This is a genomic window from Clostridium sp. AF35-15 (assembly GCF_003477745.1).
Lineage (GTDB): Bacteria > Bacillota > Clostridia > Lachnospirales > Lachnospiraceae > Otoolea > Otoolea fessa.
In genome coordinates this window covers 608,588-622,547 of sequence record NZ_QUDY01000001.1, presented here as the reverse complement: position 1 = coordinate 622,547, position 13,960 = coordinate 608,588, and the positions used below count along the sequence as shown (strand labels likewise).

9 protein-coding genes and 1 tRNA gene are annotated in these 13,960 nt (G+C 44.8%); 3 read left to right on the top strand and 7 right to left on the bottom strand.

Annotation, left to right across the window (positions count from 1 at the left end):
- Positions 1-239: 239 nt before the first annotated feature.
- Positions 240-327 (bottom strand) — tRNA-Ser (locus DWZ76_RS03045).
- 247 nt (positions 328-574) lie between these two features.
- Between DWZ76_RS03045 and DWZ76_RS03040 the strand changes: the two genes are divergently transcribed.
- Both DWZ76_RS03040 and DWZ76_RS03035 read left to right on the top strand, forming a co-directional pair.
- A complete protein-coding gene (locus DWZ76_RS03040) occupies positions 575-1,507 on the top strand; it encodes a 2-dehydropantoate 2-reductase (protein ID WP_118471755.1) in 933 nt (310 codons plus the stop codon).
- The gene (locus DWZ76_RS03035) at positions 1,489-2,412 is read left to right on the top strand and encodes an AEC family transporter (protein WP_118471753.1); all 924 of its coding nucleotides are present in this window, start codon (positions 1,489-1,491) and stop codon (positions 2,410-2,412) included. Before DWZ76_RS03040 ends, DWZ76_RS03035 begins: the two co-directional genes overlap by 19 nt.
- A 128-nt stretch (positions 2,413-2,540) precedes the next feature.
- On the opposite strand, the gene DWZ76_RS03030 is transcribed toward DWZ76_RS03035, so the two are convergent.
- The 4 genes from DWZ76_RS03030 to DWZ76_RS03015 form a co-directional block, all read right to left on the bottom strand.
- Complete coding sequence (locus DWZ76_RS03030) at positions 2,541-3,107, bottom strand: Fe-S-containing hydro-lyase (protein WP_333549073.1); 567 nt, start codon at positions 3,105-3,107, stop codon at positions 2,541-2,543.
- 150 nt (positions 3,108-3,257) lie between these two features.
- Positions 3,258-4,100, bottom strand: coding sequence for a fumarate hydratase (locus DWZ76_RS03025; RefSeq protein ID WP_022358414.1), 843 nt, complete (start codon positions 4,098-4,100; stop codon positions 3,258-3,260).
- A 351-nt stretch (positions 4,101-4,451) separates the two neighbouring features.
- On the bottom strand, positions 4,452-6,269 hold the full coding sequence (locus tag DWZ76_RS03020; protein ID WP_118471751.1) for an aminopeptidase P family N-terminal domain-containing protein: 1,818 nt from the start codon (positions 6,267-6,269) through the stop codon (positions 4,452-4,454).
- A gap of 128 nt (positions 6,270-6,397) precedes the next feature.
- Positions 6,398-7,969: an AbgT family transporter gene (locus DWZ76_RS03015; RefSeq protein WP_107000965.1), complete on the bottom strand. Its 1,572-nt coding sequence runs from the start codon at positions 7,967-7,969 to the stop codon at positions 6,398-6,400.
- 184 nt (positions 7,970-8,153) lie between these two features.
- Between DWZ76_RS03015 and DWZ76_RS03010 the strand changes: the two genes are divergently transcribed.
- Positions 8,154-9,167 (top strand): LacI family DNA-binding transcriptional regulator, encoded by a 1,014-nt coding sequence (locus tag DWZ76_RS03010; RefSeq protein ID WP_118471749.1) that lies wholly within the window; start codon positions 8,154-8,156, stop codon positions 9,165-9,167.
- A 295-nt stretch (positions 9,168-9,462) separates the two neighbouring features.
- Here DWZ76_RS03010 and gyrA read toward each other — a convergent pair whose 3' ends face one another.
- On the bottom strand, positions 9,463-11,988 hold the full coding sequence (gene gyrA / locus DWZ76_RS03005) for a DNA gyrase subunit A (RefSeq protein ID WP_117796769.1): 2,526 nt from the start codon (positions 11,986-11,988) through the stop codon (positions 9,463-9,465).
- A 46-nt stretch (positions 11,989-12,034) separates the two neighbouring features.
- Positions 12,035-13,948, bottom strand: a complete 1,914-nt coding sequence (gyrB, locus tag DWZ76_RS03000) for a DNA topoisomerase (ATP-hydrolyzing) subunit B (protein ID WP_107000962.1) — start codon at positions 13,946-13,948, stop codon at positions 12,035-12,037.
- Positions 13,949-13,960: the final 12 nt, after the last annotated feature.

Below are 13,960 nucleotides of genomic sequence, written 5' to 3'. Positions count from 1 at the left end.
CTTAGAATTTTCAGGGTTTTACATACTGTTCAGTTTTCAAGGTTCTTTGTTGTCTCAGCGACAGCTCATATATTTTATCATAAGCATTCTTGCTTGTCAACAACTTTTTTTAATTTATTTTTTGTTTTTCTTTTTCAAAAGCGCCGTTTCTTCAACAGCTCAGCTAGTTTATCACGAAAACTCATCAGTGTCAAGCACTTTTTTGTTTTTATTTTTTCTAGCTTTTTTAAAAAAAGAAACGGAGAAAGAGGGATTTGAACCCTCGCGCCGGTTGCCCGACCTACACCCTTAGCAGGGGCGCCTCTTCGGCCTCTTGAGTATTTCTCCGCAGTAATAAAAAAAATATTCAATTGCATCTTAACGCATTTCTTTGTCAGACGCGTATCTCATTGTATCAAAGAAAATTTAAAATGTCAAGCAAATTTATCCAAGTTTTTTCTTTTTTTTTATTTCCTTTAAACCACCATTTTTCAATATATTTTATGATATGATACTATAGATGTTTTGGCGGATTGCAGGAGTGCACCGCATCGCACGCAGCAATCCAGATTAGGATTCAGAAAGGAGTTTTTTTATGAATTTAAAATATATGATCCTGGGAGCCGGCGGTACTGGTGGAATTCTTGGCTCTGCTCTTACAAAAGCTGGAAAGGATGTTACATTCATTGCCCGTGGTTCCAACCTTGATGCTATGCGTAATAACGGTCTCATCATTCGTCATCTCTGGGATCAGACGGAAGAACATCTTGAGGTTCGTGCATTATCCATGGAAAAATCCTGTGCTCTTTCCCTGGCTCCGGAGGTTATCTTTATATGCGTAAAAGAATATTCCCTTGATTCCGTCCTTCCTTTTATCCGACAGACCGCTGGTCCCCGCACAATTATTATTCCCATCTTAAATATATATGGAACCGGTGCCAGGGTGCAGAAAGAATTACCGGATTGTACCGTTCTGGATGGATGCATCTATGTTTCTGCATCCTTAGAACATCCCGGTGTTCTGGTTCAGCACGGTCCTATCTTAAGGGTTGTCTTCGGTCCCAGGGATCCTTCCTATATTTCTCCGATTTTATCAGCCATTCAATCGGATCTTTGCGAAAGCGGTATCGATGGAGTTTTATCCACCCATATCCAAAGGGATGCTTTGGAGAAATTTTCCTATGTCTCCCCTATCGGAGCTGCTGGAGTCTACCTTCATGCCGTGGCCGGAGATTTTCAAAAGGAAGGACCTGCCCGTGAATTATTTAAATCCATGATTCGTGAAATCAGCGCTCTGGCTGCTGCCATGGGATATCCCTTTGAAAAAGACTATGTAAAAATAAATCTGGAGATTCTTTCCAACTTATCTGCCGATGCCACCACTTCCATGCAGCGTGACATAATGGAAGGAAAACCATCGGAACTGGACGGACTTGTCATGGAGCCACTCCGACTTGCAAAAAAATATTCTGTCTCTATGCCCTGTTATGAGGAGGTAGCAAAAGTATTATGTCCATTGGAATTTTAGTTGGTAAAATTGCGGCATTATTTATCATCATGTTTTTAGGCTTTGTTTTGGTAAAGACTGGCATTTGCCGCTCAGATGACAGCCGCATTCTTTCACGCCTGTCTGTCTATATCGTAGTCCCCTGTTCGATTTTATCTGCTTTTCAGGTCAGCTGCAGCCCTTCCATCCTAAATGGGCTTCTTTTGGCGGTGGCTGCTGCTGTATTGATCCATCTCATCCTGATTGTCCTTTTTTACTTTATAGGACCTCTTCTTCATCTTAACGGAGTCGAAAAAGCCTCTATCATCTACTCTAATGCAGGAAATCTTGTTATACCGCTTGTTTCCTCTATTCTAGGACCAGACTGGGTTATTTATTCCAGCGCCTACGTCTCTGTACAGCTTTTTCTTCTCTGGAGTCATGGCAAAATGATGATCTGTGAAGAAAAAAAGCCTGATTTTAAAAAAATCATAACAAATACAAATATGATTGCCATTTTATTCGGTATTTTTCTATTCTTGGCACAGATTTCACTTCCCGGTCCAGTGGACAGCGCTGTCCGCTCCCTGGGAAGCATGATTGGTCCTTTGGCCATGCTGATCTCAGGAATGCTGATTGCCGGAACCACGCCCCAGGAAATTCTGTCTTTTCCCCATATTGGACTTGTCACGATTCTGCGGCTCATCGGTGTACCGTTTTTGACAATTTTACTTCTTAAATTCAGCGGCCTTGCTTCTTTTGCTGAGAATGGTTCACAAATTCTGCTTGTCACCCTGTTAGCCACAATCACCCCATCCGCCTCCACAATCACGCAGATGGCCCAGGTATATGGAAAAGATGCCCGCTATGCTGGTGCCATTAACGTAATTACCACTCTGCTTTGTATGATAACCATGCCAATCATGGTTTATCTCTATCAATTATAACTTTATTCTTCACGACAAAAGAGAGGTTATTTGCAAAACAGCCAATAACCTCTCTTCATAAAACTCTAAAATGCATCTGCATTCTTGCTGCGGGATGGGAGTTATCTCACATCTGATATCTTATTATTCTATCTCTGATATTCCTTTACTGCGGTCTCGTAAAGATTGTTTCCTTCGGAATCAATTACCACGATCATAGGCATATTTTCTACCGTCAATTTTCGGATCGCCTCTGTTCCCAGATCGTCGTATGCAATCACTTCCGATTCCTTAATGCACTTTGAAAGAATTGCTCCGGCTCCGCCCACTGCCGCAAAATAAACGGCACCATTGCGAACGATGGCATCGATGACTGCCTGGCTTCTCTTTCCTTTTCCGATCATGGCTCCCATGCCGAGATCCAGAAGTCTTGGAGTATATTTATCCATACGGCTGGCTGTGGTCGGACCTGCAGAACCAATCGGACGGCCCTCTCTGGCCGGTGACGGTCCCATATAATAAATTACATTATCTTTCAGATCAAGGGGAAGTTCTCTTCCTTCATCCAGTGTCTCTATCATGCGCTTATGAGCTGCATCACGTGCCGTATAGATGGTTCCGCTTATATATACATAATCACCTGCATGCAGGCTTTTTAATGTCTCCCTGTCAATTGGAGCTGTGATTGTTCTATCCATATTTTCCTCCAAATCTATCTTATGTGCTCTCGGTATCCTTTTGTGCAGGAAAGACTCCGAGAGTACATTCTTTATACTATCAAACGATGTTTGGGTCACAAGAGATTTTTCCCCTTTTGATACCGGATTGCTATGTGCTTCGCACTTTCGCAATCCTAAAAATATTCATCAAATCACTCTGTGCGCATGACGGTTTACATGACAGCAGATATTGATGCCTACCGGCAGCCCTGCAATATGGGTCGGGTAGGTTTCAATATTGACAGCCAGGGCGGTTGTCCGTCCGCCTAAACCGCCAGGACCGATCCCAAGGTTATTGATCGTTTCAAGCATTTCTTTTTCCAGATCACGCACATACTCAACCGGTGATTCCTCTTCCAGATTTCTGGTCAGCGCGTGCTTCGCCATCTCTGCACACTTTTCAAAGGTTCCACCGATTCCAACGCCTACTACCATCGGAGGACAGGCATTCGGTCCCGCATCCCGCACCGCTGTCAGAATAGCATCCTTGACTCCTTCGATTCCATCTGCCGGTTTCAGCATGAACACACGGCTCATATTTTCACTTCCAAATCCCTTCGGAGCCACCGTGATCTCTACCTGCTCACCCTCTACGATCTCATAATGAATGATAGCCGGTGTATTATCCTTCGTATTCTCACGGTAAATCGGATCCTTAACCACGGATTTACGGAGATATCCGTCTACATATCCCTGGCGCACGCCCTCATTGATAGCATCAGTCAGAGAACCGCCGATCAGATGTACATCCTGTCCTACCTTGATAAACACAACTGCCATTCCGGTATCCTGGCAGATCGGAATCATCTCCTCACCAGCGATACATAAGTTTTCTTCCAGCTGGCCTAAAATCTGACGTCCCAATGGAGATTCTTCACTCGCTGCCGCCTCATCAAACACCTTTTTCATATCCGGTGACAGAAAATGGTTGGCCTCAATGCACATTTCTTTGATATTCTGTGTAATGGTTTCAACATTGATTCTTCTCATTTGAAAACTACCCTTCTTCCATGAAATTTTTATCTGCCCCTGCTGACAGAACCGCATCTATTAATTATTAATGACTCTTATATCATCATAATAGAAATTAAATAATCTTGCAATCATTTCTGAATAGATGTAATAAAAATACCCCCTGAATAGATTTTGATCTCATGCGCAGTGATTCTGATAGGAATATGCCAGCTTTGCTGACCAGAATCACGCGCCAAGTCTCACGGACGTTCGACTTGAATTTATCTCTATCTGTTCAGGAGGTATTATATTGTTACAGTTCAGCCATGACATCTTCTTGTTTCCATATTCATTCAAACCAGCGCATGGCTGAACTGTAACATCATATTATCTTGAAATTTCTCTTGTCACATGTTTTAACCACTCTTTTTCTTCTTCATTCATGTACGGAGAAATGGTTTCGTATACGTCTTTATGGTATGTATTTAAGCGCTCGATATCCGCGTCATCCATGAAACGTGTATCCAGTGCCTCTAAGTCGATGGGAGCCTTGGTCAGGAATTCGAACTTCAGGAACTGTCCGTACTCATTTTTCTCATCCTCGACACATAAGATCAGGTTCTCTGTTCTGGTTCCGAAATCGCCAGCAAAGTACAGACCCGGCTCATCGGAGCAGATCATGCCCGGCTCGATCACAGCGCTGTCCTGACGCTCCGGAACAACCTTCCAGCGCAGTCCGTTCGGTCTCTCATGTACGTTAGAAAGATATCCAACACCATGTCCGGTACCATGTGCAAAATCAAGACCACGTTTCCAGAATGCTTCACGAATGGTGTAGTCTAAGTTGATTCCCCGGCAGCCGTGAAGGAACTTCATGGTTGATACCTTCAGCATAGCGGCTGCTACGATTGTGTAGTACTCTTTTTCCTTCTCGGTCAGAGATCCTAACGCATAGGTTCTTGTGATATCAGTAGTTCCCTCTAAATACTGTCCTCCGGAATCTACCAGCAGAAGACCTTCCGGTTTTAATTTCTTGCATACCTCATCGCTTGGATGATAATGGCACATTGCTGCATTTTCCTTGTAAGCTGCAATGGTTACGAAACTTGGCTCGATATAATTGCCCTGCTCTGCTCGCAGTTCTTCAATTTTATGAGCCGCTGTCATCTCTGTCATATCGCAGGTTCCGATGGTATGCTTCAGCCAGTACATAAACTTGGTAACAGCTATACCATCTTTTAAATGGGCCTTACGCATATTTTCGATCTCGGTTGCATTCTTAACAGCCTTCATGGTCGCACAAGGATTCATCTCATCTATGATACGGCAGGAAGCATCAATGCTCTCGCATACAGCAAAGCTTGCTTTCTTGCGTTCCAGAAGAATCTTCTCATTCTTCAGGGCTGCCACATCCTGTAAGAATTCCGCATACTCTTTTACCTGAACCTTTGCCTCAGCTAAAGCCGCACAAACCTCTTTTCCCATCTTAGTATCTTCTTTGATGGCTTCTTTCTGTACGTATAAATAAGCTTCATCCTGTGTAATAAGTGCGTAGGACAGAAATACCGGGTTATTTACAATATCGTTTCCACGGAGATTGAATAACCATGCGATTTCATCCAGGGCCGTCATCAGATGAATCTGTGCTTTATTTTTCTTCATGGCATCACGAAGATCAGAAAGTTTCTCTACGGTACTCTTTCCGGCATATTTTACATCCAGGCTCCAGATAGGCTCGCAGGACATAGCCGGACGGGAAGTCCAGATCTCACCTACCAGATCCTTGCTGCAGTTGATTGTTACATTTTTTTCCTGCAGTAAGTTCTGAAGACCATACCCCAGCTCAGAGTTTACAACACGGCCGTCAAATCCAAGGCATCCATCAACCGGAAGCTCCTCCTCTAAAAACTCGTCCAGAGTCGGGAATTCAGGTTCACCCATGCGGTATAATTTGATCTCACTGCCTGAAAGCTGCTCTTCTGCCTGTACAAAGTATCTTCCGTCTGTCCAGAGTCCGGCTTTGTCCATAGTGATAACAGCCGTTCCAGCGGTTCCGTTGAAACCGGTCAGGAAGTGACGGCATTTAAAGAATTCGCCTACATACTCAGATTCATGAAAATCCGCAGTCGGAACCAGGTATGCATCGATTCCCAGTTCTTTCATGCGATCTCTTAATTGTCCAATTTTTACATTTGTCTGGTTCATTATTTCCTCCTTCATACGATTTTTTTGAAAAAATATGTACTCCTGGAATGTCTATGCATTCCGCATAAAACATTCCCAGAGTACATCTTAATTCTAGTTATTTAAATTATCGTAACGATTCAACCCCATTAGCCAAGAAACATTCCAACGCCCGGTCCTAACGGAAGGTTAAGTACGATCCATAATACTAACAGGATACTCCATCCAATCAGGAAGCATATACTGTACGGAAGCATGGTGGAAACCAGAGTTCCAATACCAGCCTCTTTATCGTATTTCTTCATGAATACGATAATCATTGCGAAATAGGACATCATCGGAGTGATAACGTTTGTACAGGAGTCACCGATACGGTAAGCAACCTGAGCGAACTCCGGTGTATAACCTAACAGCATGAACATCGGTACGAATACCGGAGCGATCAGAGCCCATTTTGCAGATGCAGAACCCATGAACAGGTTGATGAATGCTGCAAAAAGAACGAATAAGATCATGGTCGGGATAGTTCCAATACCAGAGTTTCTAAAGAACTCAGCTCCCTTTAATGCAAGGATCGTTCCTAATTTGGTATAACCAAAGAAGTTAATAAACTGTGCTGCCACAAAGGTCAGAGCGATGTAGGAGCTCATGGTTCCCATGGCACGTCCCATAGCGTTGCAGACATCCTTCTCTCCGTGGTATACACCAGTCATATGACCATATACAACAGACGGTACGAAGAAAAGTACAGTGATAATCGGGATGATGCCCTCCATAAACGGAGAGTTTCCTAACAGTGTTCCATCCTCAGCTCTCATAACAGAGTTAGCCGGGAGACAGAAAGCTACCAGAACCAGAATCATAACCAGTAAGGTTAAACCAGCTACTTTCAGAGCTTTTCTTTCCTGGTCGTTTAATTTATATTCAGAGCTTGTTTCATTCTCTTCCCCATTGCCGTGATACTCACCAAAACGCGGTGCAACGACTTTCTCAGTGATGATAGTACCTAAAATTGTGATCAGGAAGGTAGACACCATCATGAAGTACCAGTTTCCGGTCGGCTCAACTACATAAGTCGGGTCTACCATCTTTACAGCCTCGTTGGTAATACCGCAAAGAAGCGGATCCAGAGTACCGATTAATAAGTTTGCAGAGAAACCACCGGATACACCTGCAAATGCTGCAGCCATACCAACTACCGGATGACGATTGTATGCCATGAACATCAGTGCTGCGATCGGAATCAGAACGATGTATCCAACTGCATCGGCCAGGTTGGACATAACGCCTAAGAATACGATCATCGGAGTAATTAACTTAGCCGGAGTAACCTCTACAGCAGACTTTAATGCGCCTCCGATTAAACCACTGTCCTCCAGAAGTCCGATACCAAACATAGCTACCAGGACAACTCCCAAAGGAGCGAATCCTGTAAAGTTAGTGATTGCATGTGTCAGCATATACACAAGCCCCTCACCATTCAAAAGGCTGACAGCCTGAACCGTCTGAGTCTCTACGACTCCCTTAGAACGGTTAACCAGTTCACCTGTTGCCGAAACTCCAGCCATCTCACAGACAGCAGAAAGAACGATAACAAAGAGAACTAAAATTGCAAAAATAGAAATCGGATGCGGAAGTTTATTTCCGACTTTCTCAATTCCGTTCAGCCAGCGGTTTAATAACGAAGGCTTATCTTTTGCTTGTTCGTTTGCTTTTCCCATTTTTTCCTCCATTCCTAGCTTATACGTATAAGTTAATTTTATGTTGTTAGAATATCACAAAAGGATCGGCATTTCAATTATTTTTTTAGCAATATTAAATTATTGTGTATTTTAGTGAATTTCTATAGACATTTTTAGAGAAATTTAATAAACTGTAAAAGTGTTATAAGGAGTCTACAAAATTATGAAAAAAAATGTTACTGCAAAAGACATCGCAAAACTCTGCGGAGTCTCTCAGGCGACTGTATCTTATGTGATCAATAATCGCCAGAATCAGAAGATCAGTGAGGAAACCAGACGCAAGGTTTTAGATGCCGTTGAAGCACTTCACTACTATCCCAATGCTTCCGCCAAAAGCATGCGGACCAAAAACTGTACATCCATCGGAATTGTATGTGCAAAGGATTACAGCCGCCAGGCTTTCTTAAATGCTTTTACTGGAATCAGCCAGTACCTGTCCCAGATCGACTATACCATCACGATTTTCAATGAAATGGATGATATAGATTCTTCTCCGGATTATGTCAAAAGCTATTATTCCAACGTGATCGATGGACTCATTTTTATTTCCAACGATGATCACGCTGCTTTTACAAAACCGGCCGATGAAAATCATATTCCTTATGTGGTTATCTGTATGGACGGGGTTTTCTCAAAAAAAACACCGTTCCCCCATGCATTTGAATATGCCCTGCAGGAATGTGCCTCCTTCTGTCTGGAAAAGGGAATCCACGAAGTGCGGTATTTTTCCATCAGCAATGACGGTCTTTTAGTTAATAATAAATATCCGCTTTTTGAATCCCTGCTTCGCCGGACGGCACCGAACTGCCATCTGGAGCACGTGATCTGCCCTATCAAGGATCGTGATCTGATTCATTTGCAGCAATTTTTAGCTAAATACATGGAAAACCGCAGTTTTGATCTTGCCATTTCTCAAAACTACGACATTGGACTGCTGCTGCAGCGTGAAATATTAAAAACAGGCTTTTCCATCCCTCAGAGAATTCGCCATATCTTCCTGAACGAGGTGAATTTCTATGAAATGGACTATCCTTCTATCAGCGGCATTGATATTCCCTACGATCAAATGGGCGAGTATGCTGCCAAACTTCTTCTTGCTATAATCGAAAACCGTGAATCTGAATTTACCTACCAGGAATTCAAGTGCCGCCTTATTCAGAGAGAAACGACGCTGTGACACTGTTAAAATACTGCGCCTCATAAAGATCAAAAAGAGAACACCCGCTAATTCCAGTTTATGAATTGCCGGATGTTCTCTTTTTTATGATTTTCTTTTCAAAGATCAAGGATATCTGATCTTTTTTACTTTTTATTCGTTACAGTTCAGCCATGACATCTTCTTGTTTCCATATTCATGAAAACAAGAAGCATGGTGGGTCCACCATATGCTGATTTGGATGAAAAAGTGCTTATGCAAGCAAGCTTGCAACACTCTTTCTCATTCAAACCAGCGCATGGCTGAACTGTAACTTTTATTCTTCCGTATTCTCAGATTCGGTTTCTTCTCCGTCCTGTTCCTCCAGAAATTCGTCTTCTTCATCCTCATCCTTGTCGCTCTCCCGCACCTTGGCGATGCTTGCAACTGCTATGCCGGATTCAGCATCAATACTCATCAGCTTCACACCGGAGGTATTGCGTCCGATAATCGAGATGTCGCTGACTGCCATCTTGATGATGATGCCTTCATTGGTAATCAGCATGATCTTGCGCTCATTATCTACCAGCTTTGCACCCACCAAATCACCGGTTTTGTCGATGATCTTATAGCAGCGCACGCCCTTGCCGCCTCGGTTCTGGGCTGTAAATTCATCAATCGGAGTGCGTTTTCCATAACCATTTTCCGATACTACCAGCAGGCATTCTCCCTGGCTGGCCATCTGCATACCGATGACTTCATCGCCTTCATCAAACTTCATGCCGATAACCCCCATGGAAACACGGCCTGTCACGCGGACATCGGTCTCATGGAATCGGATACACATACCTTTCTTTGTGATCAGGAAAATATCTTCGGTATTATCGGTAGCCTTAACTTCGATCAATTCATCGTCATCACGAAGTACAATCGCCTGAAGACCGTTCTTGCGGACATTGCTGTATTCCTTCATCGGAGTCTTCTTAACCATACCATTGCGGGTTGCCATGAAGAGATATTTCTCATCATCGATCTCCTTCATAGGAACGATGGATGTGATCTTCTCGCCTGGCATCAGCGGAAGCAGATTCACGATGGCAGTACCTCTGGCAGTGCGTCCTGCCTCCGGAATCTCGTATCCCTTCAGACGGTATACGCGTCCCTTGTTGGTAAAGAACATCACATAATGATGGGTTGTGGTCATCAGCAGATCTTCGATATAATCTTCCTCAATAGTCTGCATGCCCTTGATTCCCTTGCCTCCGCGGTTCTGGCTCTTGAAATTATCGCTGGACATTCTCTTAATATAGCCAAAATTGGTCATGGTCACAACGATATCGTCATCCGGGATCAAATCCTCCGCAGACATATCGTATTCATCATATCCGATGGCGGTACGGCGGTCATCTCCGTATTTATCAGCGATGAGGGAGATCTCCTCCTTGATAACACACAAAAGTTTCTTCTCATCTGCCAGAATCGCTTTCAACTCTGCAATCTTTGCCTCCAGCTCTTTATATTCATTTTCCAGTTTCTCGCGTTCCAGACCGGTCAGAGCACGCAGACGCATATCTACGATGGCCTGTGCCTGTGCATCCGAAAGATCAAAACGCTCCATTAACTGAGCTTTCGCCGCCTGAACATTGGCAGAACCGCGGATGATCTTAATAACCTCATCGATATGATCCAGTGCCTTTAAAAGACCTTCCAAAATATGGGCTCTCTCTTCTGCCTTGTTCAGATCATATTTGGTTCTTCTGGTTACCACATCCTCCTGGTGCTTTAAGTAATATTCCAGGATCTGCTGCAGATTTAAGATACGCGGCTCATTATTAACCAGCGCCAGCATAATCACACCAAAGGTGTCCTGCAGCTGTGTATGCTTCAGCAGACGGTTCATGATGACATTGGCATTCACATCACGGCGCAGTTCAATGCAGATCCGAAGTCCCTCACGGTTGGATTCATCACGCAGATCCGTGATTCCATCAAGCTTTTTATCCTTTACAAGCTCTGCGATCTTTTCGATCAAACGAGCCTTATTCACTGCATAAGGAAGCTCTGTCACGATGATACGGCTCTTGCCATTTGCCATGGCCTCGATATTGTATACAGCCCGTACACGGATCTTGCCGCGTCCGGTTCTGTACGCTTCTTCGATGCCTGCTTTTCCAAGGATGGTTGCTCCTGTCGGGAAATCAGGTCCCTTTACGATCTCCATCAGTTCTTCGATGGTAGTCGGGCGGTCTTCCTCCACCCGGTTGTCTATGATCTTGACAACGGCAGCAATCACCTCACGCAGGTTGTGAGGCGGAATATTCGTTGCCATACCAACGGCGATACCGGTGCCGCCATTTACCAGAATATTGGGAAAACGAGCCGGAAGAACCGTCGGTTCTTTCTCAGTCTCATCAAAGTTCGGCATGAAATCAACGGTATTCTTGCCAATATCCGCCAGCATCTCCATGGAAATACGGCTCAGTCTTGCCTCGGTGTATCGCATCGCTGCGGCGCCGTCGCCGTCCATGGAACCGAAGTTTCCATGTCCATCTACAAGCGGGTAACGGGTAGCCCATTTCTGAGCCATATTTACCAACGCACCATAGATTGAACTGTCACCATGTGGGTGGTATTTACCCATTGTATCACCGACGATACGGGCTGACTTACGGTGGGGCTTATCCGGTCCATTATTCAGCTCAACCATCGAATAAAGCACTCGTCTCTGCACCGGTTTCAAGCCATCCCGCACATCCGGAAGTGCACGGGCAGCAATAACGCTCATCGCATAATCGATGTAAGACGTTTCCATTGTCTTTTTCAGATCAATGTCATGAATTTTGTCAAATATATTTGGTTCCATCTATACTCCTTTCGTCCTCAAAAGGATTTAAGTGACTTAAATTTAATTAAATATCCAGGTTCTTTACGTACTTCGCATTTGCCTCGATAAACTCACGGCGCGGCTCAACCTGATCCCCCATCAGGGTAGCAAATGTCAGATCAACCTCCGAAGCAGTCTCACTGTCGATCTGGACACGGAGAAGAATTCGGCGCTCCGGATCCATGGTAGTCTCCCAAAGCTGTTCCGCGTCCATCTCACCCAGACCTTTATAACGCTGGATCTTATTGTTGTTGTCACGGCCAATCTCAGTCAGAATCGAATTCAGCTCATCATCGCTGTATGCATACCAGACACGCTTATTCTTCTCGATCTTATAAAGCGGCGGCTGTGCCAGATATACATGTCCTTCCCGGATCAAATCCGGCATAAAACGATACAGGAACGTCAGAAGCAGGGTACTGATATGTGCACCATCCACATCGGCATCGGTCATGATAATGATCTTGTTGTAACGAAGTTTTGAAATATCAAAATCTTCATGAATACCGGTACCAAATGCCGTGATCATCGCACGGATCTCCGCATTGCCGTAAATTCGATCCAGTCTTGCTTTTTCTACGTTTAAGATCTTGCCTCGAAGAGGCAGAATAGCCTGATTGGATTTATTTCTAGCCTCTTTCGCAGAACCACCCGCGGAATCTCCCTCTACGATGTAGATCTCGCAGTTTTCCGGATTCTTGTCGGAACAATCGGCTAATTTTCCTGGAAGCGCCATGCCGTCAAGCGCTGATTTACGTCTCGTCATCTCGCGGGCCTTGCGGGCTGCGTCGCGGGCTCTCTTGGCAAGAATTGATTTCTCACAGATGATCTTGGCAACCGTTGGATTCTGCTCCAGGAAATATGTCAGCTGCTCGCTCACGATCGCATCGACCGCCGCGCGGGCCTCGCTGTTGCCGAGTTTCTGCTTCGTCTGTCCCTCAAACTGCGGCTCCTCGATCTTAACGCTGATGATCGCTGTAAGGCCCTCGCGGATATCCTCACCGCTGAGTGCCGGCTCATTTTCCTTCAGAAGCTTATTTTTCTTCGCATAGTCATTAAAAGTCTTCGTCAGAGCACTCTTAAAGCCGGCCAGATGGGTACCGCCCTCCGGTGTATTGATATTATTGACGAAGGTGTAGATATTTTCCGTGTAGGAATCGTTATGCTGCATCGCCACCTCGACAAATACCTTGTCCTTGATGCCCTCGCAGTAGATAACCGGTTCATAGAGCTTCTCATTGCTCCGGTTCAAGTAGGTGACAAATTCCTTGATACCGCCCTCATAGTGAAAGGTCTTCTCATGCTTCACTTCTCTGTCATCCCGCAGGGTGATCTTTAAGTTTTTCGTCAGGAATGCCGTCTCACGCAGGCGTACTTTTAACGTATCATAGTCGTAGACCGTTTCCTCGAAAATCTCCTTATCCGGCAGGAATACGACCCGTGTGCCGTGCTTATCCGGAGCACACTCACCGACTACTTTCAGCGGATACATCGTTTTGCCGCGCTCATAGCGCTGTTTATATACCTTTCCATCGCGGCAGATCTCAACCTCCAGCCACTCGGAAAGAGCATTTACAACCGATGCGCCTACGCCGTGCAGACCGCCGGATACCTTGTATCCGCCGCCGCCGAACTTGCCGCCCGCATGCAGGATCGTAAATACGACCTCAACCGCCGGAAGTCCGGCTTTTTTCTGAGTATCAACCGGGATACCACGACCGTCATCCTGTACCGTGATGGAATTGTCCGCATTGATCTGCACCTCGATGTGACTGCAGAATCCGGCTAACGCCTCATCCACGGAGTTGTCTACTATCTCATACACCAGGTGATGGAGGCCTCTTACAGATGTGCTGCCTATATACATACCAGGACGCTTTCTGACCGCCTCCAATCCCTCCAATATCTGTATTTGATCTGCACTGTATTCTGAACCCATAGTTCCTCCTTC